The following is a 23,812-nucleotide window of genomic DNA, read 5'->3' as shown; positions in this document are numbered from 1 at the left end:
GTGGACGGGCTGTGCGCGAGCTGTGGACGCCGGGTTGTTTTCCGCTCAGCAGAGCGGAAAACGCTCGTAGCGCACCGCGGCGGGTTCCACGAGGTGTTCTTCGAGGACGGAGCGAGCGAGTTCGGTGAGCCCTTGCGGCGCGCACACGAACCACTCGTCCACGGTCACCGGGTGTGGCCTACCCAGTGCCGCCCTGGTGCTCCGTCAGTCGCCGAGGATCGGTGCAAGCCGTTGCAGCACCCACGCCGAACACCACCGGGACTCGCTGTCCTTCGGGTCGATTACCGACTTCGCGAGCCGCGCGGCCAGTGCGGACGCCTCCGGTGCCGTTCGGGGGTCGTCCGCCACCGCCAGCGCTGTGCTCCATTCCCATTGCATGAGCCTGGAGACTTCGGAAGCCACGCACAGCCGACGGACTTTCGGGTCCGTCTCAAGGATCTCGGCGACCAGCTCGGCGTTACGGCGTCCTGGCAGGAAGCCGATGATCGATACCGAGTTCGCGCGGAGCGTGCTTGTTTTGCCTTCCTTCGCCCAGTGCCGGAAGTTCTCTATCCCGGCGTCTCCAAGTAGCGGCGTCACTGCCACATCGATGGTGTTCGACGTCGGGCCCTCGCCGAAGATGCTCGGATCTCCGGCTTCGACGGCTTCCCGGATCTGTTCCAGATGCACATCGTCGTGGATCTTGCGGAGTCGTGGGTGAGTGATGTCGCGTCGGCGCATACCTGCTCCTAACACCTGTTCGTAGGCCGCGATCACGTCAGGGGTAGCCGGGCGGACGCCGGTCTCAACCTGTCCGGCGAGGCTCAGCAGAGCGGAAAGCGCTCGTAGCGCACCGCGGCGGGTTCCACGAGGTGTTCTTCGAGGACGGAGCGAGCGAGTTCGGTGAGCCCTTGCGGCGCGCACACGAACCACTCGTCCACGGTCACCGGGTGCAGGCGCGATTCCAGCAGCGTGCGCAGCCTTGTCTCGGTCAGCCGTCCCCGGTGGTACTCCTCGTCGGACACGGCGAGCGCTTCGGCGACCACGTCGGCGCGTTTCGGCGCGCGGGCGCGGTGCAGGTCCGGGTCCCGGTCGTCGGTCCGGTAGTGCAGGATCCGCACCCGTCCGTCGGCGCCGTCAGCGAGCGCGGTCAGCTCGTCGGCGAACATCGTGCTCGCGCCGCTCCGGTTGACGTACAGCAGCGTGAACCTGCTCTGCGGCTCGTCGGCGAGCACGGCCGCCAGCACCGGGAGGACCGCCGTGATCCCGGATCCCGCCGCGAGGCCGACGTAGTGCTTCGCAGCGCCGGGATCGGTGGTGAGCGTGAACCGGCCGGTACCGGCCCGTACCGCGAGCCGGTCGCCCGACCGGAGATCCTCGAAGGCGGGCCCGTCCTCGGATTCCCGCACCGCGATCGTCAGCGCGCCGGGCTCGGACGGGCACGGCGCGTACGTCCGGTGCCCGCCACCGGTCGCGGGGCGCACCACGACCTGCCTCGCGGGGCCCGCGGAAAACTCGGCGCGCAGATCGGGCGGCACCGCCAACCGGACCGACGTGGCGCCCGCGGCGATCCGCCGCACCTCCGAGACGACGAGTTCGTGGAAACGGCCCGCCGCCGCGGGCGGCGCCGGGGCGGTGGCCTGCCGGTGGCAGGGGACCCCCGGTTTCCGGTGGTGCTTCCGGAACCGGTCGCGGTAGGCCTCGACCGGGGAGCGGCGCGGGCGGACGGGCTCGCGCCGAGGCCCGCGGAAGACGTACCAGCCGAACGCCGCCGCGCCGAGCCGCTGCGGCAGCAGGTACAGCAGCACCAGCTCGGGACCGTGGCCCGCGGCCGCGATCGTGCCCAGCGTGCCCAGCAGGACGAGGGTGAACGCGGCCGTTTCGACGATCTCGGCACGGGGCCGCCCGGACCGCTTCGGCAGGTACCGGCCGAGGTAGACGAGGTCGATCGCGAGCCACCGCGCGAGCAGCAGCCACCACCGCACATCCGGCCGCCACGCCGCGGGCACCGCGCCCGCGGCCAGCGCGCGGTGCTGTTCCATGTGCACGAACCGGAACGCCGGGAACGAGCCGCACGTCACGACGAACGGCATCGCCAGCCTGCCGAGGGTGTCGTTCACCCAGGTGAGCTTGCCGCTGGCGTGGTGGAGGGAGTCGTGGGCGACGACGATCATCGCGATCGTGGCGAGCGACTGCATCGGGATCGTCGCCCAGTACGGCAGGACGTCGGCGAGCGCGAGCAGGAGCGCGCACGACCACACCGCGAAACCGGCGCCGAACACCGCGACGGCCGAGACCGAGACCGGCGCCGGCGAGGCGTGCGCGCTGGCCCCGCCCCGGGGGCGGACACGGGCTCGGCGACGCGTGTCGACGACCGACATGGCGGACCTGGCTCCTCGCGCGGGGACCCCCGGGTGACGGGGATTTCTGAGAAGAAGGTAGGCATCGGGTCGCGGGTTGTAAACCAGAACGACGCCCCGAGCCAGGCCGGACGAGCCGCTGGCCTAGACTCGGGCGTCCCGGTCTCAACCTGACCAGGCATCATCCGAAATCTTTACGCTCGAGGAGAATACGTTGAAGAGCACCGTCGAGCAGCTCAGCCCGACGCGAGTCAAGATCAATGTCGAGGTGCCGTTCGACGAGCTGAAGCCGAACTTCGACCGCGCTTACCGCAAGATCGCCCAGCAGGTGCGCATCCCCGGCTTCCGTCCCGGCAAGGCACCCGCTCGCGTGCTGGAAAGCCGGATCGGCCGCGCGCCGGTGCTCGACGAGGTCGTCAACGAGGTCATCCCGGCCAAGTACATGGAGGCCGTGCGCGCCGAGGAGCTGCGCGCACTCGGCCAGCCGGAGTTCGAGGTGACCAAGCTCGAGGACCGCGAGGTGCTCGAGTTCACCGCCGAGGTGGACGTCCGCCCCGAGATCACCCTGCCGGACTTCGACGGCATCACGGTCAGCGTCGACGACGTCGAGCTAACCGACGCCGAGGTCGACGAGCAGCTCGACGAGCTGCGCGCGCGGTTCGGCACGCTGACCGGTGTCGAGCGGCCCGCGGAGAACGGCGACTTCGTTTCGATCGACCTCGCCGCGACCGTCGACGGGAACGCCGTCGAAGAGGCGTCGACCACCGGGCTGTCCTACGAGATCGGTTCCGGCCAGCTCGTCGACGGCATCGACGACGCGATCATCGGCGCCGAGGCCGGCGAGACCAAGACCTTCACCACCCAGCTCGTCGCGGGCGAGTACGCGGGCAGGGATGCCGAGGTCACGGTGACCGTGCAGTCGGTCAAGCAGCGCGAGCTGCCCGAGGCCGACGACGAGTTCGCCCAGCTGGCCAGCGAGTTCGACACGCTCGACGCGCTGAAGGACGACCTGCGCGAGCGCCTCGGCCGCGTCAAGAAGATGCAGCAGGGGGTGCAGGCGCGGGACAAGATCCTCGAGCAGCTCCTCGACAGCACCGAGGTCCCGCTGCCGGAGAAGGTCGTCGAGGGCGAGATCGAGAACCGCAAGCACGACGCGGTGCACCCGTTCGACCACGACGAGGACGCCTTCGCGAAGGCGCTCGAGGCCGACGGCAAGACCCTCGACGAGTTCAACGCCGAGGTCAAGGAGGAGTCGGAGAAGGCGGTCCGCACGCAGCTGCTGCTGGACACCATCGCCGACGAGGAGCAGACCCAGGTCAACGACGGCGAGCTGACCGAGCGGATCATCTACCAGGCGCAGCGCTTCGGCGTCAGCCCCGACGAGTACGTCCAGCGCGCCCAGCAGTCCGGCCAGCTGTCGGCGATCTTCGCCGACGTCCGCCGCGGCAAGGCGCTGGCGTCGGTGGTGCGGAAGGCGACCGTGACCGACGCGTCCGGGACCGCCGTGGACCTCGAGGAGCTGTTCGGCAAGGACGAGGCCGAGACCCCTTCGGGTGACGCGGAAGAGACTCAGGTCACCGAGGTCGAGGGAACAGTCTCCGACAAGTAAAGCTCTCAGCGAACTTGGGCGGTGTCAGGCATTCTGCACCGCCCAAGTTCGTTAGGGTCGATGGCAAGATCCAGTGAATCCGAGCTGGGAAAGACACACCGTGGCTCCCGTGGTCCGGGTGCCACAAGCGGCGAAAAGGCAGGCAGACGTGACGCAGCACATGCCCGAGGCGCGGACCAGCACCGCGGGGCTCAACCTGACCGACTCGGTATTCGAGCGGCTGCTCCAGGAACGCATCGTCGTGCTCGGGTCCGAGGTCAACGACGAGGTGGCGAACCGGATCACCGCACAGCTGTTGCTGCTGGACGCCGATGACTCCGAGTCCGACATCACCTTCTACATCAACTCGCCCGGTGGCTCGGTGCCGTCGGGCTTCGCCATCTACGACACGATGCAGCTGATCAAGGCCGACGTGGCCACCTACGCGATGGGCATGGCCGCCTCCATGGGGCAGTTCCTGCTCTCCTCGGGCACGCCGGGCAAGCGGTACTCGCTGCCGCACGCGCGCATCCTGATGCACCAGCCCTCGTCCGGGATCAGCGGTACCGCGTCGGACATCGCGATCCAGGCCGACCTGTTCAACAAGTGGAAGCGGGAACTGGCCAAGATCACCGCGGAGCAGACCGGCCAGACCGTCGAGCAGATCATCGCCGACGGCGACCGCGACCGCTGGTTCACCGCGCAGGAAGCCAAGGACTACGGCTTCGTCGACCACGTCCTCGAGCCGGGCACCTCGCCCAGGGCGAAGAACTGAGCGCGCAGGTAAGTAGGAGACCTTCACATGAGTAACTTGCACATCCCCCAGTCGCGCTACGTCCTGCCGTCGTACGTCGAGCGCACCAGCTACGGGATCAAGGAGTCGAACCCGTACAACAAGCTCTACGAAGAGCGGCAGATCATGCTCGGCGTCCAGGTCGACGACGCGTCCGCGAACGACGTGATGGTCCAGCTCCTGCACCTGGAGCACGAGGACCCCGACCGCGACATCATGATCTACATCAACTCGCCCGGCGGCTCGTTCACCGCGCTGATGGCGATCTACGACACGATGCAGTTCGTCCGCCCGGACATCGTGACCATGTGCATCGGCCAGGCCGCGTCGGCCGCGGCCGTGCTGCTCGCCGCGGGCACCCCCGGCAAGCGGCTCGCGCTGCCCAACGCCCGCGTACTGATCCACCAGCCCGCGACCGAGGGCACCTACGGCCAGGTCTCCGATCTCGAGATCCAGGCCAACGAGATCCAGCGCGTGCGGTCGCTGATGGAGGGCACGCTGGCGCACCACACCGGCAAGCCGGTGGACGAGGTCCGCAAGGACGTCGAGCGCGACAAGATCCTCACCGCCGAGCAGGCGAAGGAATACGGCATCATCGACGAGGTCGTGCCGTACCGGAAGGCGTCCGCGATCGACGTGTGATCCCGGCACGGGCGGGTGCGTGTCGACCGGCGACACGCACCCGCCCGTGGTCTAGGGTCGCTCGGGCGCCACTCGTCCGGCTCGTATGGCACTGATGCTCCCGCCCGGCGCTTCGGACGGGTACCGTCAGGGGCAGCGCTCGCCCGGCGGGCGGCGATGGCAGGTACACATTCAGGTGCGGCTTCCCGGCGCACCGGAGGGGACAGGTCAACGGTCATGGCACGGATCGGCGACGGCGGGGACCTGCTGAAGTGTTCTTTCTGCGGGAAGAGCCAGAAACAGGTCAAGAAGCTCATCGCGGGGCCCGGCGTCTACATCTGCGACGAGTGCATCGATCTGTGCAACGAGATCATCGAGGAAGAGCTGGCCGAGGCCGGTGACGTCAAGCTCGACGAGCTGCCCAAGCCCGCCGAGATCCACGAATTCCTCGAGAAGTACATCATCGGCCAGGACGACGCCAAGCGGGCGCTCGCGGTAGCGGTCTACAACCACTACAAGCGCATCCAGTCCGAGGACAAGACGGGCACGAAGGACGCCAAGGACGAGCCGGTCGAGCTGGTGAAGTCCAACATCCTGATGCTCGGTCCCACCGGGTGCGGCAAGACCTACCTCGCACAGACCCTCGCCAAGCTGCTGAACGTGCCGTTCGCGATCGCGGACGCCACGGCGCTGACCGAGGCGGGTTACGTCGGCGAGGACGTGGAGAACATCCTCCTGAAGCTGATCCAGGCCGCCGACTACGACGTCAAGCGCGCCGAGACCGGCATCATCTACATCGACGAGGTCGACAAGATCGCCCGCAAGTCGGAGAACCCGTCCATCACCAGGGACGTCTCCGGCGAGGGCGTGCAGCAGGCGCTGCTGAAGATCCTCGAAGGCACCACCGCATCGGTGCCGCCGCAGGGCGGGCGCAAGCACCCGCACCAGGAGTTCATCCAGATCGACACCACGAACGTGCTCTTCATCGTCGCCGGTGCCTTCGCCGGGCTGGAGAAGATCATCAACGAGCGCGTCGGCAAGCGCGGCCTCGGGTTCGCGGCGGAGATCAGGACCAAGGCCGAGATCGACAACAGCGACGTCTTCTCCGACACGATGCCGGAGGACCTGATCAAGTTCGGGCTCATCCCGGAGTTCATCGGGCGCCTCCCGGTCGTCGCGAGCGTGACGAACCTGGACAAGGACTCGCTCGTCCAGATCCTCACCACGCCGCGCAACGCGCTGGTGAAGCAGTACAAGAAGCTGTTCGAGCTGGACAACGTCGAGCTGGAGTTCACCAAGACCGCGCTCGAGGCGATCGCCGACCAGGCCGTGCTCCGCGGCACCGGCGCCCGCGGCCTCCGCGCGATCATGGAAGAGGTCCTGCAGCCCACCATGTACGACATCCCCAGCCGCGACGACGTGGCGAAGGTCGTCATCACGGAGCAGACCGTCCGGGAGAACGTGAACCCGACGATCGTGTCGCGCCAGCCCTCGCGCCGTCAGCGCAACGAGCGTGGTGAGAAGTCGGCATAGCGGTTTCGGGCCGCACGTGCCTGAGACCGAAGAGAAAACAGCATGAGCGCAACCCGGGTGAGCTCCGATGACGTGCAGGGCATCGGCGATCTCGCACGGCGGCTCGTCGTCGGCGCGTACCGGCGGCACCCGCGGTGGGCCAGGACCTACGCGGTCGTGGTCGGCGTGCTCGTCGTGGCATGCCTCGCCGGGGCAGGGGTCCGGTTGTCACCCCTGCCCCTCGTCCCATTGCCGCTGTTCGCCGTCGCCGCCTACGCGCAACGGCGGCTGCGCGGCGTGGGGAAGGCGCACAAGCCCCTGATGATCTGGTCCGGAGTCTTCTTCGGTGCCCTCTTCGTCGGCTTCTGGCTCATGTCCGTCATGGCCCGCCTCCTGGACCCCACCGGCACCTGAAGATAATTCGCGCGGTTTGTCAGCTCGTGTGGGCTGGTTTCGTTGGCAGAGTTAGGGATTCCGTCTTCGCGGGTGGTGGGGTGGTCGGCCAGACGGCGGCGCACCGGGTGCCGCGGTCCGGGGTCTTCGTCGTCAGCAGATACCGTTCCACGTGGTCCCGGACGCACCGGCTGTTGAAGTACTGGCCGTGCCCGATGCCGTCGTACTCCAGGAGCGCGGAGTTGGCGAGCTGGTCGGCCACCGCGTAGTTCCAGGCGTGCGGGGTCGCCACGTCGTACCTGCCCTTCACGATCAGGACGGTCGGCGCGCCCCGCACGGAAAGCCGGTGCTGCGGGTTCACCACCTTCGCTGGCCAGCCCAGGCAACTGGTGACATCGCTCCAGAACGCGGAAAGCCTGGTGTGCGGCGCGCGCCGCGCCGCGGCGTCCCGATAGGACTTGAGCTCGGCGTACCCGTGGACGCGCCATTGCCAGTCCTCGCACCAGATCGCCTGGTACGAGTTCTCCGCCAGATCCTCCTTCGCGACGGCCGCCGCGTCCGACGGGGCGCCCTTCGCCAGCGCCTGCAGCCGAGTGGCCTCGGTGTACCAGGTCTTTTCCGGGTGGTACATCGCGTTCATCAGTTCCGACTGCAGGGCTTCCGAGGTCATCGCCTTGCCGGTCTTCGGGTCGACGAGCGTGCCGCCCTCGGCTTTCGCGAGCACGTCGTCCCACACCTCGCGGACGTCCTGGCCGCGCAGTGCGCACCCGGACGTGCGGGCGCACCAGTCGGCGAAGGCGGTGAACGAGCCTTCGAGGTCCTCGGACGCCGTCTCGATGTACCGGCCGCCGGAGCGGAGGCTGTGGTCCATGTTGGAGTCGATGGTCATCGCCCTGATCCGGCCGGGGAACAGCTCGGCGTACTGCTGGCCGACCTGCGTGCCGTACGACGCGCCGTAGAAGCTGAGCCGCTCCTCGCCGAGCGCACCGCGGATGGCGTCGAGGTCGCGGACCGCGCTCGCGGTGTCCACGTGGTCGAACAGCGCCCCGGTGCGAGCACGGCAGTCCGCACCGAGCTTTCCGTTGTAGGCGACCAGGTCGCGGTACTGCTGCTCGGTGTCGGGGAACGTCGTCGGTGCCTTGGCGAGCAGCGCCGCGTCGCACCGCACGGCGTGGCTGCGGGAAACCCCGCGCGGGTCCCAGGTGACGATGTCGAAGCGCTGCCGCAGCACGCTGTCGTCCGGCAGGCCCGCCTTGAGCGTGTAGTTGTCTATTCCGGACACACCGGGACCACCGGGCGCGACGAACAGCACGCCGATGCGGTGCTTCGGGTCGCTCGCCTTGACCCTGCCGATCGCGACCTCGGTCTTTTCACCACCGGGGTCGGCCCAGTCGACCGGCACGGTCACGGTGGCGCATTCGCCGCCGATACCGCCGCAGGCCTTCCACGTGGGGCCGGGCGCGGGTGCGGCTCCGGCCGGGGCCGCCGCGAGCGCGCCCGTGAGGAGCACCGCCGCAGCGAAAATGCGTCGAAACACGAAGGATCCTCCCAGAAAACCGCCAGCCGTTCGGTCGCGGCTGAGCGGGAGGAGCCTATCGGAAAATTGCTAATTCCACTGTGGACAGTGCGTGCTCACGCGCTCGGCACGTACTTGCCGAGGAAGCCGACCACGCCGGGGACGGCCGTGCGGTTGAACGCGTCGCCGTGCTTGCCGCGCCCGGTGTGCACGACCAGCGGATGCGCTTCGCTGGCGAAGCGCCGGACACCGCCGATGAAGCTGTCCTCGGTGCCGCACCACAGCCCGGTCGGGATGTCCTTGGTGGCGGAAAGGTTCTTCAGCGGATCCATCGACGCCCAGTCCGCCGCGTCGCGGAAAGCCTTGCGCTTGCTCATTTCGTGCCACGAGGTCATCAGCGCCGGCGCGATCGCGGCGATGGCGCGCACGGGCTGCCTGCGCTCGACGCGCCGCCGTGAGTACAGGAAGGAGCCGAACCCGCCCATCGAGATGCCGGTGCAGGCGAACGGCAGCCCGTCGGTGCCGCCGAGCCCGCGCTCGCGCAGCCAGCGGGGGACCTCTTCGAGGAGCATCGCCATCGGATCGTCGCCGGGCCGGACCTGGTGCCAGTAGTTGTCGCCACCGTCGACGGCGACGAACCCGAACGGGGGCACCGCGCGCCGGGTGACGTCGTTGCTGAGCTGGCGCTGCAGACCGGTCGGCGGTGCCTTGCGGGCCGACCCGTGCAGGCCGTGCAGCAGCAGCGACATCGGCAGGTTCTTCTGCGGCGACTTGGCTGGCAGCATGAGGAGGAGGTCGACCTCGCGCCCGCGCGCCGCGGACCACACGCGCTCGACCCTGGTCGCGCCCAGCTGCCCGGTGGGACCGGAGGACGCGGTGCCGAGCAGGCGCTGGACGGATTCACCGAACGGGAGCGTGTTCGTGGCGGCACCGACGGCGAACCCCGCGACACCGAGCGCGGACGCGCCCGCGATCAGCGCCGAGCGGCGGCTGGGCAGCCTGCGGCGCGCAGGCGGCCTATCCTCTTCGACCGTTTCGGCCGTATCGCTGTCGTCCATCCGTCCCCGTCCCCCGACTGCTTCCGTTCTACCACCGTTGACGACTCATCGTCGGGGGAACCCGTGGTGTTTCTCCTGGTGACTGCGGTCACCCGGTCGGTTGCGGTTCGTCAGCGCACACCGTTCCCTTCGGCGGGAGCGCCTTGTCCACCAGGTAGCGCACCTCGTGTTCGGTCGCGCACGCGCTGCGACGCATGGCCGAATGCCCTTCACCGGCGAAGACGAGCAGGCGGGCGTTGTCGAACGTCCGCGAAAGCGTGACCGCGTCCTCGAACGGCGTGTCCGGATCGCCGACCGTGCCGGTGACCAGGATGGGCGGGGACCCCGCCGCGTTCCACGGGCCCGCGTACCTGCTCAGCCGGGGCGCCTGCCACTGCGTACACGCCGTGGCGTGCGAGTGGTCGTAGCTCGGCGGGCCGTATCCGAGCGCCGGTCCGAGCAACGGTCCCCTTCGGACGTTCGCCGCGAGCTTCGCCCGCAGCGGGCGAAGCCCGCCGGGGAACACGCGGTCCGCGCATTCGACGGCGGTGTTCGCGTTGAGCATGGCCACGGTGGAGTCCTCGAACGGCGCCAGCAGCGGGCCGCCGCGTCCTTGCGCTGCCTTCAGGTCCGTGCCGAGTTTCGGCCAGTTCTTCTTGCCCCGGTTCACCGCGAACGACAGCTCGACGGCCATCGTGGCGGCGTTCGCGACGAACGCGCCCTGCTGATCGCGGACCGGGTTCCGGTCCAGTTCTCGTTGCAGGGACAGGAAACTGGCGACCGGGTGGCCGTCGCCGAATCCGCAGGCGGCCGGTGCGCCGGCGCACCAGTCGAAGAACCGGGACAGCCCGGCGTCGAGCGCGCGGTACTGGCCGCGGTCGTAGTCGTACGGGCGGTTGGCGTAGGACTCGGGATCGTAGGCGCCGTCGAGCGAGAGCACGCGGATGTGGCGCGGGAAGAGGTTCGCGTACACCGTGCCGAGGAACGTGCCGTAGGAGATCCCGAGGTAGCTCACCTTCTGGTCGCCGACGGCCGCGCGGAGGACGTCGAGATCGCGGGCGAAGTTCTCCGCGCCCGTATGGGGCAGGATCTTGCCCGATCGCGCGTAGCAGGATTCGTCGAAGTCCTCGGCGCCGGCGACCGCCCGGTCGTAGCCGCCGGGTGCGGGGCGAGCGGTCGCACCGTCCCAGGCGTCGCGGTACTCCTGCGGCGTCCGGCAGGTGATCGCGGAGCTTTCGCCGACGCCGCGCGGGTCGAAGCTGACGATGTCGAACCGCTGCCGCAGTTCGAGCGGGCCGGTGTGGCCGTACGAGCGGACGAGCTTCTTGGTGGTGCCGCCGGGACCGCCGGGGTTGATGAACAGCGAGCCGATCCGGTGCGCGGGATCGGCGGCGGGCACCCGGTAGGCCGCCAGCGCGATCGTGGGCCCGTGCGGGCGCCGGTAGTCGAGCGGCACGACGGCGGTCGCGCACTGGACCCCGTCGCCGCAGTCGGCCCAGTCGAGCCGCGGGACGTCCACTCCGGCCGCGCCACCGGGCGCATCCGGCGCGGCCGTCGCCACCGCGGGCACCGCCGCCACCAGCAGTGCGCAGAACGCCGCGACAATCAGTTTGCGCATGGTCGTACCCCCGAGGTTTCGTGCGTCTTCGGTCATCGAACCACGGTCGGGGGTGTGCCGGGCAAGGCATTCAGGCGAATGGCCCGCACCGATCGTTCGGCCGCTTCGACCGTATCGCCGAGTCCGACGGCGAGCGTCACCGCCAAATGCGCGAGCACCTCTTCGATGCCCTGGTCGCCGAAGAATCCCGAAGATTCGATCGTGACGTAGCCGTGCAGCGCGCTCCAGAGCTGCGCGGCCGCGGTGTGCGCGGGGCCGCGCCGGAAGCGCCCGGCGTCGATGGCGCGCCGCGTCGCGGAAAGGAGGTGCTCGAACGAGGCGATCGCCTCGTCCGCTCCCGCCGCCGGGGCCTTCGTGCTCGTGGTCGCCGGGAAGGTGATCTGTCCGAACGCGACGGCGTACAGGGTCGGGTTCTCGATCGCGGTGCGCCGGTAGGCCATGCCAAGCGCCGCGATGTCCGCTACCGGGTCTTCGGTTTCGCCGAGCGCGGCGAGGTTGGCGTCGAGGCGGCGAAACCCCTCGCGCGCCAGCTCGTCGACGAGGCCGGGCATGCCGCCGAAATGGGTGTACACGGTCATCGTCGAGCTGCCGACTTCGGCCGCCAGCTTGCGCGCCTGCAGTGCCTGGGGACCGCCGTCGGCGATCAGTCGGATGGCGGCCTCGATCAGCCGCGCCTTGGGGGCGCTCATGGTTGCCAGTATTCCATAACCATGTTATAGATGAGCTATAACAACGTTATTCCAGGTAGGGCGGCGATCATCATGGGCAACAGGTATCTGGAAGGCACCTTCGCGCCGGTGTCGCACGAGCACACGGTCACCGAGCTGGAGGTGACCGGCGCGCTGCCCGAGTTCCTCGACGGGCGCTATCTGCGGAACGGGCCGAACCCGGTCGCGGAGATCGACCCGGCGACCTACCATCTCTTCGCCGGTGACGGGATGGTGCACGGCGTCCGGCTCCGCGACGGCCGTGCGGAGTGGTACCGCAACCGGTGGGTGCGGACCCCGAGCCTGCGCCGCCGGTTCGGTGAGCCGCCGATGTCGGTGCCGCCGTCCGCGGGTGCCCCCTCGCTCGGCGCGAACACGAATGTGCTTGTGCACGCGGGAAAAACGCTCGCCCTGATCGAGGCGGGTATCGCCAACTACGAACTCACCGAGGAACTCGACACGGTCGGCGCGTGCGATTTCGACGGCACCCTGCACGGTGGCTACACGGCGCATCCCAAGCGGGATCCGGAAACCGGTGAGCTGCACGCGGTTTCGTACTCGTTCAGCAGGGGTAACCGCGTGCAGTACTCGGTGCTCGATGTGGACGGTCGCGCGCGTCGCACGGTCGACATCGAGGTCACCGGTTCGCCGATGATGCACGATTTCTCGCTCACCGAGAAGTACGTGGTGTTCTACGATCTGCCGGTCACTTTCGATCCGCGCCAAGCGGTTTCGGTGTCGGTGCCGCGGTGGCTGAGCCTGCCCGCGCGGCTCGTGACGGCCGCTGTCGTGGGCAGGGTGCGCGTGCCGGATCCGATCACCGCCGCTCTCGCGCGCCGGATGCGCTCCAACGGATCGATGCCCTACCAGTGGAATCCGAAGTACCCGGCGCGGGTCGGTGTGATGCCCCGCGAAGGCGGCAACGCCGATGTCCGCTGGTTCGACGTCGAACCGTGCTACGTGTTCCACCCGATGAACGCCCACGACGACGGCGACACCGTGGTGTTGGACGTGGTGCGGCACCCGAAGATGTTCGCGACGGATCCGCACGGCCCTCGCGAAGGCACCCCGACCCTCGACCGCTGGACGATCGACCTGCTCGCCGGAAAGGTGCGGGAGGAACGCCTGGACGACCGCCCCCAGGAATTCCCCCGGGTCGACGAACGCCTCACCGGCCGCCGCCACCGGTACGGTTACGCCGCGGCCTCCGGCGGCGGCGCTGACCCGGGAAGCGCGGTCCTGAAGCACGACTTTTCCCGCGACACCACCGAAATCCGCGACTTCGGCCCCGGCCACGCCGCAGGAGAGTTCGTGTTCGTGCCACGGGACGCGGCAGCCGCCGAGGACGACGGCGTGCTGCTGGGATTCGTGTACGACCACGCCACCGAACGCAGCGACCTGACCGTCCTGGACGCGCGAACACTGGACACGGTCGCCGCCGTCCACCTGCCCGACCGCGTACCGAACGGCTTCCACGGAAACTGGGCCCCCGCCTGACCGCTCAGACGAACCCGGTCGGCTTTTCGGTGTAGCTGTCCCCGTCGGGTGTAGTGACGGTGAGTTGTCCATTGTGGTCGGTGGTGAATTCCCAGCCGGGTTCTTCGCGTAGCTTGTGATGGATCCGGCACAACGGCCGGAGGTTCACTTTGTCGGTGCGGCCGCCGTCTTTCCAGGCTGTCGCGTGGTCGAGGTCGGTGTACTGGGCGGGCCGGTTGCAGCCGGGCATGCTGCAGGTCCGGTGCGTGACCTGAAGGTACTTCCGCATGCGCTTGGATGGCCGGTAGTTTTTCCGACCGAGGTCGACGGGAAGCTTGGACATGGGTTCGTCGACGATGCGGTTCCAGACGGAGTTGGCGTCGAAGGCGATCTCGCGAGCCAACTCCGGTGAGATCTCGCCGCACCCGACGAGTTCGGCGGGATTGTTGCGCAGCCCCATCAGGGTGGGCATATCGATGTGCAGGAAGATCTGCGCTTTCGGCCTACCTCCACAGCCGCCACCCAGGCACCGTTCGACCAGGGCATCGAGCCTGAGTTGATCCATGGTGCGCTTGTCGCCTTGCCGCTTTTTCTCCAGTGCCTCTTGGTCACAGGCCGCGTAGAGGGCCTGTGCGCGGTCGGAGGGCAGCTCGGCGAACAGGGTCGACGCCCCGTGATCCCCGTGCCGGATTTCGAGCCTGCGGGCCGCCGCCTTGGCTTTGCGTCGCCGCTCGTAGCCTTCGGGGTCGATCCGCATCAGCAGCGAGTTGACCATCCGCCGCAGTGCGGGTGCGTTGCGGTTCGAGAACTTCCCGACCAGTCGAGCGTCCACTTCGGACGCCACTTCCCGAGAGGCACACGCGGTAGCTTCAAACACCCGCGAGGCCGCATACTCGTCAATGAGCCCGTTCTCCATCGCCGCCAACGTCTCCGGTAAGTATGAGGTCAACGCGTCAGCGAGCGCCGCCTTCCGCTCCGCCGAGTTCTGAGTCAAGGAACACAGCAACGCCACCTGCCCCACGGTCGATCTTCGCGACGACTCCTGCTCCATATCGGCGATATCCCGCAGCAACATCGCCTGCTGATACCGAATAATCGCAACCCGCCGCTGAACAGAATCAGATTTAGTGCTCATAAATCAATTTTACCGACCAGCAAAGAAGCCTGCGTCACTCGATCGTGTACTCAAAAGATGACTACCTGCCACAACGCGCCCACGACGGCAAAGAAGACAAACAACAAACGGGACCGTCAGTGCGCCGGGGACGCTACCTCAAGGTGGCCAATGGTTTTTCGTTCCGTGAGGAACGATTGCTGGTGACCAACGACGCAACCCGCACCGTGGAGCAATCGTTCCTCACGGCGCGCCGCAGGCGTGCTTGAAACTCTCACCGTGGAACCCGAAAACCCCGAACAAGAATCAAGTCAAAACCCGAGAATCCCCCGTATAAAGATTCATGGATTCCCCCCGCAAAAACCCCACCAGAGTCATCCCGTTCTCCTCAGCCAACTCCGCAGCCAACGAAGAGGGCGCAGAAACGGCTGCAAGCAACGGAATCCCCGCCATGGCCGCCTTCTGAACCAGCTCAAACGAAGCCCGCCCCGAAACCAGAAGCCCAACCCCGCCAAGTGGGATACGCCCTTCGAGAAGAGCCCACCCCAGCACCTTGTCCACAGCGTTGTGCCGCCCAATGTCCTCCCGAACAACGAGCAACTCGCCCCCGGAATCGAACAGCCCAGCGGCATGGAGCCCACCCGTCTGCGCGAAAACCTTCTGCCGCGCCCGCAACGCGTCGGGAAGATCGCCGAGCACGTCCGCCGAGATGGTGAACGGAGACGAAGCGGGGGAGAACCGGGTCTTCAGGCGCACCGCGTCGAGCGCGGCCTTTCCGCATACGCCGCACGACGACGTGGTGTAGAAGTTGCGCTCCACGCCGGTCTCGGGTGGCGGTACGCCGTCGGACAACGCGAGGTCGAGGACGTTGTAGGTGTTGCGGCCCGCCTCGTCGACGCCGTCGCAGTAGCGGGCTGTCAGCACGTCCTCGCGGGCGCCGATGACGCCTTCGGAAAGCAGGAACCCGTGCGCGAGTTCGACGTCGTGGCCGGGGGTGCGCATGGTGACCGCGAGCGCCTTGCCGCCGACCCTGATCTCCATCGGTTCCTCGGCGGCCAGCGTGTCGGCGCGACGGCGATCGCCGCCGGTGGTGAGCTTGCGCACCGGGCGCCGGACAGTCAGACGGCCCATACCTCCACCCTACCGAGTACCACCCTCGTTTTGCTTCCCGACACGATCAAGTAATACATTGCGGACCCGCACCTGGAGGAGGCGCCCGATGACCGCGAGCTTCCTGAAGACCCCCGCACCGGCGAACTGGAGCCGGTGGCTGGTCCCGCCTGCCGCGCTCGCGGTGCACCTGTCGATCGGGCAGGCCTACGCGTGGAGCGTGTTCAAACCCGCGCTCGAGAAGGCGCTGCACCTGTCCGGGACGCAGAGCGCGCTCCCGTTCCAGCTCGGCATCGTGATGCTCGGCCTGTCTGCGGCCTTCGGCGGGACACTGGTCGAGCGCAACGGCCCGCGCTGGGCGATGTTCGTGTCGGCGACCTGCTTCTCCGCCGGATTCTTGATTTCCGCGCTCGGCGTGGCCACGTCGCAGTACTGGCTCGTGGTGTTCGGGTACGGCTTCGTCGGCGGCATCGGGCTCGGGATCGGTTACATCTCGCCGGTGTCCACCCTGATCAAGTGGTTCCCCGACCGGCCTGGCATGGCCACCGGCATCGCGATCATGGGGTTCGGCGGCGGCGCGCTCATCGCGACGCCGTGGTCGTCGCAGATGCTGGCGTCGTTCGGCACCGGGACCGGTGGCATCGCGGCGGCCTTCTTGGTTCACGGCGTGGTGTACGCGATCTTCATGAGCCTCGGCGTGCTGCTGATCCGGGTGCCCGAGCCGGGGTGGAAGCCCGAGGGCTGGGAGCCGGTCGACCACGGCAAGGCGATGATCTCCCGTGCCGACGTGTCCGCGGCGAACGCGATCAAGACACCGCAGTTCTGGCTGTTGTGGGTGGTGCTGTGCTTCAACGTCACGGCGGGCATCGGCATCCTGGAGAAGGCGTCGCCGATGATCACCGACTTCTTCAAGCAGACCCCGACCCCGATCGCGGCAGCGGCGGCGGGCGGGTTCGTGGCGCTGCTGTCGCTGACCAACATGCTCGGCCGGTTCGTCTGGTCGTCCACATCGGACCTGATCGGGCGCAAGAACATCTACCGCGTCTACCTCGGCGTCGGCGCGCTGCTGTACCTGGTGATCGCGCTGACCACGAACTCCTCGAAGGTGCTGTTCGTGCTCTGCGCCGGGGTGATCCTGTCGTTCTACGGTGGCGGGTTCTCGACCGTGCCCGCGTACCTGAAGGACCTGTTCGGCACCTACCAGGTCGGCGCCATCCACGGCAGGCTGCTCACCGCGTGGTCGGCGGCGGGTGTGCTGGGGCCGCTGATCGTGAACGCGATCGCGGACAGCGGGAAGCGCGCGGGCAAGCAGGGCCCCGATCTCTACGGCACTTCGTTCGTCATCATGATCTGCCTGCTGGTGGCGGGTTTCGTGGCGAACGAGCTGGTCCGCCCGGTCAACCCGAAGTACCACGAGCCGCGTGCGCAGGCGGCCGTCCGGACACAGGAGGCGTCGTGAACCGTCGAGCGCTGATGATCGTGGCCTGGCTGTGGGTCGGAATCCCGTTCGCCTACGGTGTGTACGAGCTGGTGCTCAAGGTGGTGCAACTGTTCGGCGGATGAGGGGCGCGCATGAGGACTCGCGGTGTTCTGGTCACGGGGGCGTCCAAGGGGATCGGCAAGGCCGTCGCCGAGGCGTTCGCGGCGCGCGGTGACCGGGTCGCGGTGCACTTCCACGCCGATCGGGCGGCGGCGGAGGCGGTGCTCGCCGGGCTTCCCGGGACCGGACACGTGGTGCTCGGCGCCGACATCGCCGATCCGGAGGCCGCGCGCCGCCTCGCCGACGAGGCGGAGTCCTCGCTCGACGGCGTCGACGTGCTGGTGAACAACGCCGGGGTCGCGACCTCGGCGGCGAACGCGCATCGCGTCACCGAAGTGTCCTATGCGGACTGGCAGCGGGCGTGGCGGCAGAACCTGGACGTCAACGTGGCCGGTACGGCGAATCTGAGCTACTGCGTGGCGCGGCACATGGTCGCGCGCGGGGCGGCGGGCCGGATCGTGAACGTCGGTTCCCGCGGCGCGTTCCGCGGTGAAGCGGATCATCCCGCCTACGGCGCCAGCAAGGCTGCCCTGCACGCGCTGGGCCAGTCGCTGGCGCTTTCCCTTGCCCCGGAAGGGATTTCCGTGACTTCGGTGGCGCCGGGGTTCACCGAGACCGAGCGGGTCGCCGACCGGCTCGACGGAGACACGGGCGTGAGCCTGCGCGGCCAGAGCCCGTTCGGACGCGTCGGGCGACCTGAGGAAATCGCCGCGGCGGTCGTCTATCTCGCCTCTCCGGAAGCGACCTGGGCCTCCGGTGCCATCCTCGACCTCAACGGCGCGTCCCACCTGCGTTAGTCCACTGTGGAGCCTTTGCTGCGCTGGTAGTGCCTGCGGGCCTTCATGCGGTTGCCGCACACCGCCATCGAGCACCAGCGTGCGCGGTTCGGCTTGCTGTGGTCGATCAGGAACAACCGGCAATCCGGGTTGGCGCACGGGCGAAGGCGCCCTGGACTCGACACCCGCAGCGCGTCCCACGCGAGCACGGCGCGTGCCGCGGCACTCCGTCCCGAAGGCAGGTCCAGGGTCCATTCAACGCCGTCGTCGGCGAGCGACGCGCGATAGCGCACGCCGTCGACGAAACGCGCGAGCGAGACCGGGACCCCTTCGCCGCGGACAACGTCCTGGAGCGCCGAGCGCGCGACGAGCAGCGCCCGCCATTCGCGCTCCGAGGCCGGTTGTCCGTGCTCGGAGAGCCAATGCGCGCCCGCTGAGGCGTCAGCCAGGTCGTCGCGAGGCGTCCCGTCGACGACCGGCGTGGTGTTCAGCAGATCGAGCAGCAGCGTCTCATCGGTCACCCCCGAAGTCTAACCTCCAAACCTGGTCTTGACAGGTTATGGCGAGCCATGCTGTGCTCTAACCATCAAAAATGAGTAAAGGGGTTAGATGTGGCTGCCGTTCACCACCGCTACGCGACCGTTCGAGGCCAGGAGCTGTTCTACCGCGAGGCCGGTCCCGCCGACGCGCCCGCGATCGTGCTCCTGCACGGCTTCCCGACCAGCTCGTTCATGTTCCGCGAGCTGATCCCCGCGCTGGCCGATCGCTACCACGTGATCGCTCCGGACCACCTCGGGTTCGGGTTGTCCGCGGCGCCGCCCGCCGACGAGTTCACCTACACCTTCGATGCGTTGACCGAACTGACCGCCGGGCTGCTCGACCACCTCGGCGTGACGCGCTATGCGTTGTACGTCCAGGATTACGGCGCCCCGATCGGCTGGCGGCTCGCGCTGGCCGACCCGTCCGCGGTCACGGCGATCGTCACGCAGAACGGCAACGGCTACGACGCCGGGTTCGTCCCGGCCTTCTGGAAGCCCGTGTGGGAGTACCACCGCGAGCAGACGCCCGAAACCGAAGCCGGGGTGCGCGGCGCGCTGACGCTGGAGGCCATCCGGTGGCAGTACCTCACCGGCGTCGAAGACGAGAGCCTGGTCAGCCCCGACACCTGGCACCACGACTTCGCGGCGGTGTCCCGGCCCGGTAACGACGCGATCCAGCTCGCGCTTTTCGCTGACTACGCGACGAATCCGCCGCTGTACCCGGCGCTGCACGAGTACCTTCGCCGCCACCGCCCGCCGGTGCTGGCGGTGTGGGGCGAGGGCGACGAGATCTTCGGTCCCGACGGCGCCCGCGCGTTCGCGGAGGACGTGCCGGACGCGGAGATCCACCTCCTCGACGGCGGGCACTTCCTGCTGGAGAGCGCGGGCGACGAGGTCGCCGCGCTGATCCGCGACTTCCTCGCGCGCCGGGTGACGAGCTGATCAGTGCGGTGCGGTCAGCCGCACCACGATGCTCTTCGACGCCGGGGTGTTCGAGACGGAAGCCACGGAATCCAGCGGTACCAACGCGTTCGCCTCGGGGAAGTACGCCGCCGCGCACCCGCGCGCGGTCGGGTACGCCACCACTCGGAAGCGTTCCGCGCGCCGCTGGGCACCGTCCCATTCGGACACCAGGTCGACCAGTTCACCGTCGCCGAAACCGAGTTCGGTCAGGTCGTCGGGGTTGACGAACACCACGCGCCGCCCGTCTTCGACCCCGCGGTAGCGGTCGGAAAGGCCGTAGATCGTGGTGTTGTACTGGTCGTGGCTGCGCAACGTCTGCAGGAGCAGGCGGCCGGACGGCACCGGGGGGTATTCCAGCTCGTTGGTGGTGAAGGTGGCCTTGCCGGTCTTGGTGCCGGTGAACTGGCGCGAGTCGCGCGGGGCGTGCGGCAGCACGAACCCGTCCGGCTCGCGCACCCTGGCATTGTAGTCGTGGCAGCCCGGCACCACGCGGGCGATCCGGTCGCGGATCCGGTCGTAGTCGCTTTCGAAGTCCCGCCACGGCACGGCGTGCTCTTCACCGAGCAGCCTGCGCGCGAGGCGGCAGACGATGGCCACTTCGGACAGCAGGCAGTCCGAGGCGGGCGCCAGCCGTCCCCGTGACATGTGGACGGCCGACATCGAGTCCTCGACGGTGACGAACTGCTGCCCGCCGGTCTGGACATCCCGTTCGGTGCGCCCGAGCGTCGGCAGGATCAGCGCGGTCCTGCCGGGGACGACGTGCGAGCGGTTCAGCTTCGTCGACACCTGCACGGTCAGGTCGCACGCCCGCAGCGCCTGCGCGGTCAGGTCCGAATCCGGGGTCGCGGAGGCGAAGTTGCCGCCCATGGCGAAGAAGACCTTGCCGGTGCCGTCGCGCATGGCCCTGATCGAATCGACGGTGTCCCAGCCGTGCCTGCGCGGCACGGTGATCGAGAACTCCGCGTCGAGACTGTCCATGAAGGACTCGGGCATCTTCTCCCACACGCCCATGGTCCGGTCGCCCTGGACGTTGGAGTGACCGCGCACCGGGCACAGGCCCGCGCCCGGCTTGCCGATCATTCCGCGCAGCAGCGCGACGTTCGCGACTTCTTTGATGGTGGGGACGGCGTGCTTGTGCTGGGTCAGCCCCATCGCCCAGCAGTAGACGGTGCGTTCGGACTCGGCGATCATGCGGGCGATCCGCACGATCTGCTCGCGGTGCAGCCCGGTGGCCTCGTCGACGGCCTTCCAGTCCAGATCCTTGAGCGCGGCCGCGTACTCGGCGTACCCGTGCGTGGAGCCGTCCAGGAACTCCTTGTCCACCACGGTGCCCGGCGCGGCCTCCTCCCACGCCAGCAGGAGATGGCCGATCGCCTGGAACAGCGCCAGGTCGCCGCCGAGGCGGATCTGCGCGAACTCGTCGGCGAGCGGGCTGCCCTTGCCCACCACGCCACGGACGTTCTGCGGGTTCTTGAACCGCATCAACCCCGCTTCGGGCAACGGGTTCACGGCGATCACCTTCGCGCCGTTCTTCTTCGCCTCTTCCAGCGCCGAAAGCATGCGCGGGTGGTTGGTGCCCGGGTTCTGGCCCACCACCACGATCAGATCGGACTGGTGGATGTCGGCCAGGCTCACCGAACCCTTGCCGATGCCCGTCGTCGAGGACAGCGCGGCCCCGGACGATTCGTGGCACATGTTCGAGCAGTCCGGCAGGTTGTTGGTGCCGAACGAGCGGACCAGGAGCTGGTAGGCGAACGCGGCCTCGTTGCTGGTGCGCCCGGAGGTGTAGAAGATCGCTTCGTCCGGAGTGGACAGCGAGTTCAGCCGCTCGGCGATGAGGCCGAAGGCGTCGTCCCAGGTGATCGGCTCGTAGTGGGTGCCGCCTTCGCGCAGCACCATCGGGTGCGTCAGGCGGCCCTGCTGACCGAGCCAGTAGTCGGTCTTCCCGGCCAGTTCGGCGACCGGGTGCTCGGCGAAGAACGCCGGCCCGACACGCCGTTTCGTCGCCTCTTCGGCGACGGCCTTCGCGCCGTTTTCGCAGAACTCGGCCAGCTTGCGGTGCTCGCCGTGCGCCTCGCGCGGCTCCGGCCACGCGCAGCCGGGGCAGTCGAACCCGTCGCGCTGGTTCAGCAGGCGGAGCGTCTTGACCGTGCGGGCCGCGCCCATCTGCTCGACCCCCCGGGCCAGTGAGACCGCGACCCCGGGTATCCCCGCCGCCCACGTCTTGGGCGGGTGGACCTCGATGCCGGCTTCGTCGATGTCATGCTTCGGCGCGTTGCTCACGGGTCTCATGGTGCGCCTTCGCGTCTTCTTTCGCGAGCACGGGGCCCCCGAGTCGTCGATCGAACACCGTGATCACGACCAGCAGTGCGCTCACGCCGACGAGCACCCACGACAGGTGGTGCAGCCCGGTGGAGCTGGCGTGTGTGCCGAAGCACAGCGCGATGAGCGTGGACGAGGCGATCGCGCCGAGGTACTGCGCCGACCGGAACAGCCCGCTGGCGGTGCCGATCTGAGGCGCGGGCGCCTGCGTGTAGAGCGCGGTCTGGTTGGTCACGCTCGTCATGCCCTGCGCGACGCCGAAGACCGCGGCCACCACCACGAGCACGGCCATCGGCGCCGTCGCGTCGAGCACCTGCAGCAGCGCGGACCCGGTGAGCACGGCCAGCCCGGTCACGACCAGCCTGGCGCGGATCCCGGTCGCCTTGCCCGACATCGCCGCCGCGGCGACGGCGACCGCGGACATCGGCAGCAGCAGCGCCCCGGCGCCCGATTCGCTGAGGCCGCGCGTCGATTCGAGCCACTGCACGTAGCCGAACATGATCGAGTAGACGACGAGGAACGCGAGCGACTGCCGCAGGTAGGTGCGCAGCAGTGGCCCGTTCGCGGCGAGCATCCGCAGGTCGATGAACGGGTGGCGGCTTCGCAACTCGACCGCGGTGAACGCGGCTCCCAGCACCACGGCCGCCGCGAGGTACCCGAGATCGGCCACCGACGGGTCCATCACGAAGAACAGGACGGCGAGCAGCGTCAGCGAGAACAGGACGATCCCGGCACCGTCGATACCCCGTGCCGTGCCGCCGGGTGCGTCCTTCGGCACCCACAGCAGCGCGAGCACCAGCGACAGCCCGGCGAGCGGGATGTTCACCGCGAAGATCGCGGGCCAGCCGAACAGCGAGATCAGCGCGCCGCCGAGCGTCGGCCCGACGACCATGATCGTCTGCGACGACATCGACAGCAGCGAGAGGATTCGCGCGGGCACGCCCTGCCCGGTCCGCGCGGCGCGCTGGCGGAGGACGGCCATCGCCGCCGGGAACCCGGCGCAGGTACCGACGCCGAGCACGATCCGGACGCCGATGAGCCAGCCGAGCGAGAAGGCGAAGATTCCGGCGATCCCGGCCGCCATCACGATCACGGCGCCGGTGAGCAGGACCCGCCGCGCGCCGAACCGGTCGACGAACAGCCCGACCACCGGCTGGCCGACGGCGGTGGCGAGGTACAGCCCGGAGATGAGCCACGCCGTCTGACCCGGCCCGGCGCCGAAGGTCTGGCCGATCGGGATGAGCGCGACCGCGATGAGCGTGGAGTTGATCGGGTTGAGGATCGCGCTGGCCACCAGGGGAGTGATCATCCTGGCGCCGAAGCGCTTGGCGGGTGCGGTGGGCGTGGTGCCTCCTAGAGCTGGGCGAGCCGTTGCAGCAGGGGGATCGCTTCGGCGAGGGTGCGGCGTTCGGCGGGGGAGAGCCCGGTGGTGAGGCCGTGCGCGATCCATTCGTCGCGGTGCTGGTGCACCCCTCGCACGGTCTTCCTGCCGAGGTCCGATGCCGAGATCAGGACGCGGCGGCCGTCCCGGGGATCACGCGCCTTGGTGAGGTACCCGAGTTCGTCGAGCGCGCCGAGCGTCGCGCCCATCGACTGCTGCCGGACGTGCTCGGCGGCGGCGAGTTCGCTCTGCGTGGCGGCGCCGTCGCGGACGAGCCTGCTCAGCACCGCCGACTGCGACGGCGTCAGCACCTCGGCGTTGTCGACCTGGCGCAGTCTGCGGTGCAGCTGGCCGACGGTGCCCCGCAGCTGTCCCGCGAGTTCGGCCACCTGGTTCGGAACCCTGGTCATAACCACAGTCTAGGCTGTGAAGTCCGTCCTGTGCACCCTGATGCATAGGTGCATGCC

At 68.8% G+C, this 23,812-nt stretch carries 24 protein-coding genes; 11 read left to right on the top strand and 13 right to left on the bottom strand.

What is annotated here, in order from left to right:
- Positions 1-45 precede the first annotated feature (45 nt).
- The 3 genes from HUW46_RS48745 to HUW46_RS04150 all read right to left on the bottom strand — a co-directional run bounded on the left by HUW46_RS48745 (position 46) and on the right by HUW46_RS04150 (position 2,360).
- The gene (locus HUW46_RS48745; protein ID WP_256451414.1) at positions 46-168 is read right to left on the bottom strand and encodes a hypothetical protein; all 123 of its coding nucleotides are present in this window, start codon (positions 166-168) and stop codon (positions 46-48) included.
- A gap of 36 nt (positions 169-204) precedes the next feature.
- Positions 205-720 (bottom strand): XRE family transcriptional regulator, encoded by a 516-nt coding sequence (locus tag HUW46_RS04155; protein ID WP_215546007.1) that lies wholly within the window; start codon positions 718-720, stop codon positions 205-207.
- Positions 721-803: 83 nt separating this feature from the next.
- Positions 804-2,360, bottom strand: a complete 1,557-nt coding sequence (locus HUW46_RS04150; RefSeq protein ID WP_215546006.1) for a fatty acid desaturase — start codon at positions 2,358-2,360, stop codon at positions 804-806.
- 193 nt (positions 2,361-2,553) lie between these two features.
- On the opposite strand from HUW46_RS04150, the gene tig reads away from it, so the two are divergent.
- From tig to HUW46_RS04125, 5 genes are all read left to right on the top strand, one after another.
- Positions 2,554-3,948, top strand: a complete 1,395-nt coding sequence (gene tig, locus HUW46_RS04145) for a trigger factor (protein ID WP_215546005.1) — start codon at positions 2,554-2,556, stop codon at positions 3,946-3,948.
- 148 nt (positions 3,949-4,096) lie between these two features.
- Complete coding sequence (locus HUW46_RS04140; protein ID WP_215546004.1) at positions 4,097-4,702, top strand: ClpP family protease; 606 nt, start codon at positions 4,097-4,099, stop codon at positions 4,700-4,702.
- Positions 4,703-4,729: 27 nt separating this feature from the next.
- The gene (locus HUW46_RS04135; protein ID WP_215546003.1) at positions 4,730-5,362 is read left to right on the top strand and encodes an ATP-dependent Clp protease proteolytic subunit; all 633 of its coding nucleotides are present in this window, start codon (positions 4,730-4,732) and stop codon (positions 5,360-5,362) included.
- A gap of 216 nt (positions 5,363-5,578) precedes the next feature.
- The gene (gene clpX, locus HUW46_RS04130; protein WP_215546002.1) at positions 5,579-6,874 is read left to right on the top strand and encodes an ATP-dependent Clp protease ATP-binding subunit ClpX; all 1,296 of its coding nucleotides are present in this window, start codon (positions 5,579-5,581) and stop codon (positions 6,872-6,874) included.
- 42 nt (positions 6,875-6,916) lie between these two features.
- On the top strand, positions 6,917-7,267 hold the full coding sequence (locus HUW46_RS04125) for a hypothetical protein (protein WP_215546001.1): 351 nt from the start codon (positions 6,917-6,919) through the stop codon (positions 7,265-7,267).
- Between the two features lie 19 nt (positions 7,268-7,286).
- On the opposite strand, the gene HUW46_RS04120 is transcribed toward HUW46_RS04125, so the two are convergent.
- The 4 genes from HUW46_RS04120 to HUW46_RS04105 all read right to left on the bottom strand — a co-directional run bounded on the left by HUW46_RS04120 (position 7,287) and on the right by HUW46_RS04105 (position 12,106).
- Positions 7,287-8,783, bottom strand: coding sequence for an alpha/beta hydrolase (locus tag HUW46_RS04120; RefSeq protein WP_215546000.1), 1,497 nt, complete (start codon positions 8,781-8,783; stop codon positions 7,287-7,289).
- A 95-nt stretch (positions 8,784-8,878) separates the two neighbouring features.
- Positions 8,879-9,820 (bottom strand): alpha/beta hydrolase, encoded by a 942-nt coding sequence (locus HUW46_RS04115; RefSeq protein WP_215545999.1) that lies wholly within the window; start codon positions 9,818-9,820, stop codon positions 8,879-8,881.
- 88 nt (positions 9,821-9,908) lie between these two features.
- The gene (locus HUW46_RS04110) at positions 9,909-11,417 is read right to left on the bottom strand and encodes an alpha/beta fold hydrolase (protein WP_215545998.1); all 1,509 of its coding nucleotides are present in this window, start codon (positions 11,415-11,417) and stop codon (positions 9,909-9,911) included.
- Positions 11,418-11,449: 32 nt separating this feature from the next.
- A complete protein-coding gene (locus HUW46_RS04105; protein ID WP_215545997.1) occupies positions 11,450-12,106 on the bottom strand; it encodes a TetR/AcrR family transcriptional regulator in 657 nt (218 codons plus the stop codon).
- Positions 12,107-12,178: 72 nt separating this feature from the next.
- On the opposite strand from HUW46_RS04105, the gene HUW46_RS04100 reads away from it, so the two are divergent.
- A complete protein-coding gene (locus HUW46_RS04100) occupies positions 12,179-13,621 on the top strand; it encodes a carotenoid oxygenase family protein (RefSeq protein ID WP_215545996.1) in 1,443 nt (480 codons plus the stop codon).
- A 4-nt stretch (positions 13,622-13,625) separates the two neighbouring features.
- On the opposite strand, the gene HUW46_RS04095 is transcribed toward HUW46_RS04100, so the two are convergent.
- Entirely contained in the window at positions 13,626-14,735 is a 1,110-nt protein-coding gene (locus tag HUW46_RS04095) for an HNH endonuclease signature motif containing protein (protein WP_215545995.1), read from the bottom strand.
- A gap of 44 nt (positions 14,736-14,779) precedes the next feature.
- Between HUW46_RS04095 and HUW46_RS04090 the strand changes: the two genes are divergently transcribed.
- Positions 14,780-14,983, top strand: a complete 204-nt coding sequence (locus tag HUW46_RS04090) for a hypothetical protein (RefSeq protein WP_215545994.1) — start codon at positions 14,780-14,782, stop codon at positions 14,981-14,983.
- A gap of 37 nt (positions 14,984-15,020) precedes the next feature.
- Here HUW46_RS04090 and fdhD read toward each other — a convergent pair whose 3' ends face one another.
- Positions 15,021-15,845, bottom strand: coding sequence for a formate dehydrogenase accessory sulfurtransferase FdhD (gene fdhD / locus HUW46_RS04085; RefSeq protein WP_215545993.1), 825 nt, complete (start codon positions 15,843-15,845; stop codon positions 15,021-15,023).
- Between the two features lie 88 nt (positions 15,846-15,933).
- Between fdhD and HUW46_RS04080 the strand changes: the two genes are divergently transcribed.
- The 3 genes from HUW46_RS04080 to HUW46_RS04075 are packed head-to-tail and all read left to right on the top strand — an operon-like array spanning position 15,934 to position 18,161.
- Positions 15,934-17,283: an L-lactate MFS transporter gene (locus tag HUW46_RS04080; protein ID WP_215545992.1), complete on the top strand. Its 1,350-nt coding sequence runs from the start codon at positions 15,934-15,936 to the stop codon at positions 17,281-17,283.
- A 14-nt stretch (positions 17,284-17,297) separates the two neighbouring features.
- The gene (locus tag HUW46_RS48985) at positions 17,298-17,387 is read left to right on the top strand and encodes an MFS transporter small subunit (RefSeq protein WP_425546421.1); all 90 of its coding nucleotides are present in this window, start codon (positions 17,298-17,300) and stop codon (positions 17,385-17,387) included.
- 9 nt (positions 17,388-17,396) lie between these two features.
- Positions 17,397-18,161: an SDR family NAD(P)-dependent oxidoreductase gene (locus HUW46_RS04075; RefSeq protein WP_215545991.1), complete on the top strand. Its 765-nt coding sequence runs from the start codon at positions 17,397-17,399 to the stop codon at positions 18,159-18,161.
- On the opposite strand, the gene HUW46_RS04070 is transcribed toward HUW46_RS04075, so the two are convergent.
- Complete coding sequence (locus HUW46_RS04070) at positions 18,158-18,661, bottom strand: CGNR zinc finger domain-containing protein (protein ID WP_215545990.1); 504 nt, start codon at positions 18,659-18,661, stop codon at positions 18,158-18,160. The genes HUW46_RS04075 and HUW46_RS04070 overlap by 4 nt on opposite strands.
- A 90-nt stretch (positions 18,662-18,751) precedes the next feature.
- Here HUW46_RS04070 and HUW46_RS04065 point away from each other — a divergent pair, with 90 nt between their 5' ends.
- Entirely contained in the window at positions 18,752-19,621 is an 870-nt protein-coding gene (locus tag HUW46_RS04065) for an alpha/beta fold hydrolase (RefSeq protein WP_215545989.1), read from the top strand.
- Here HUW46_RS04065 and HUW46_RS04060 read toward each other — a convergent pair whose 3' ends face one another.
- From HUW46_RS04060 to HUW46_RS04050, 3 genes are read right to left on the bottom strand one after another with little or no spacing between them, the layout of a single operon-like run.
- Positions 19,622-21,934, bottom strand: a complete 2,313-nt coding sequence (locus HUW46_RS04060) for an FdhF/YdeP family oxidoreductase (RefSeq protein ID WP_215545988.1) — start codon at positions 21,932-21,934, stop codon at positions 19,622-19,624.
- Positions 21,903-23,273: an MFS transporter gene (locus tag HUW46_RS04055; protein ID WP_215545987.1), complete on the bottom strand. Its 1,371-nt coding sequence runs from the start codon at positions 23,271-23,273 to the stop codon at positions 21,903-21,905. Before HUW46_RS04055 ends, HUW46_RS04060 begins: the two co-directional genes overlap by 32 nt.
- A 44-nt stretch (positions 23,274-23,317) precedes the next feature.
- On the bottom strand, positions 23,318-23,755 hold the full coding sequence (locus tag HUW46_RS04050) for a MarR family winged helix-turn-helix transcriptional regulator (RefSeq protein WP_215545986.1): 438 nt from the start codon (positions 23,753-23,755) through the stop codon (positions 23,318-23,320).
- Between the last annotated feature and the right edge of the window lie 57 nt (positions 23,756-23,812).

The sequence above is a fragment of the Amycolatopsis sp. CA-230715 genome, from assembly GCF_018736145.1.
In the GTDB taxonomy this organism is placed as follows: Bacteria; Actinomycetota; Actinomycetes; order Mycobacteriales; family Pseudonocardiaceae; genus Amycolatopsis.
Note: the sequence above shows the minus strand (reverse complement) of the source record. Positions and strands in the feature narration are given on the sequence as shown.

Bases quoted from the DNA above. Each gene is read 5' to 3' on its own strand.
- fdhD (WP_215545993.1), bottom strand. From the start codon at position 15,845: ATGGGCCGTCTGACTGTCCGGCGCCCGGTGCGCAAGCTCACCACCGGC.
- HUW46_RS04110 (WP_215545998.1), bottom strand. From the start codon at position 11,417: ATGCGCAAACTGATTGTCGCGGCGTTCTGCGCACTGCTGGTGGCGGCG.
- HUW46_RS04050 (WP_215545986.1), bottom strand. From the start codon at position 23,755: ATGACCAGGGTTCCGAACCAGGTGGCCGAACTCGCGGGACAGCTGCGG.
- HUW46_RS04155 (WP_215546007.1), bottom strand. From the start codon at position 720: ATGCGCCGACGCGACATCACTCACCCACGACTCCGCAAGATCCACGAC.
- HUW46_RS48985 (WP_425546421.1), top strand. From the start codon at position 17,298: ATGATCGTGGCCTGGCTGTGGGTCGGAATCCCGTTCGCCTACGGTGTG.
- HUW46_RS04115 (WP_215545999.1), bottom strand. From the start codon at position 9,820: ATGGACGACAGCGATACGGCCGAAACGGTCGAAGAGGATAGGCCGCCT.
- HUW46_RS04075 (WP_215545991.1), top strand. From the start codon at position 17,397: ATGAGGACTCGCGGTGTTCTGGTCACGGGGGCGTCCAAGGGGATCGGC.
- HUW46_RS04080 (WP_215545992.1), top strand. From the start codon at position 15,934: ATGACCGCGAGCTTCCTGAAGACCCCCGCACCGGCGAACTGGAGCCGG.
- HUW46_RS04060 (WP_215545988.1), bottom strand. From the start codon at position 21,934: ATGAGACCCGTGAGCAACGCGCCGAAGCATGACATCGACGAAGCCGGC.
- HUW46_RS04055 (WP_215545987.1), bottom strand. From the start codon at position 23,273: ATGATCACTCCCCTGGTGGCCAGCGCGATCCTCAACCCGATCAACTCC.
- HUW46_RS04105 (WP_215545997.1), bottom strand. From the start codon at position 12,106: ATGAGCGCCCCCAAGGCGCGGCTGATCGAGGCCGCCATCCGACTGATC.
- HUW46_RS04135 (WP_215546003.1), top strand. From the start codon at position 4,730: ATGAGTAACTTGCACATCCCCCAGTCGCGCTACGTCCTGCCGTCGTAC.
- HUW46_RS04150 (WP_215546006.1), bottom strand. From the start codon at position 2,360: ATGTCGGTCGTCGACACGCGTCGCCGAGCCCGTGTCCGCCCCCGGGGC.
- clpX (WP_215546002.1), top strand. From the start codon at position 5,579: ATGGCACGGATCGGCGACGGCGGGGACCTGCTGAAGTGTTCTTTCTGC.
- HUW46_RS04095 (WP_215545995.1), bottom strand. From the start codon at position 14,735: ATGAGCACTAAATCTGATTCTGTTCAGCGGCGGGTTGCGATTATTCGG.
- HUW46_RS04100 (WP_215545996.1), top strand. From the start codon at position 12,179: ATGGGCAACAGGTATCTGGAAGGCACCTTCGCGCCGGTGTCGCACGAG.
- HUW46_RS04125 (WP_215546001.1), top strand. From the start codon at position 6,917: ATGAGCGCAACCCGGGTGAGCTCCGATGACGTGCAGGGCATCGGCGAT.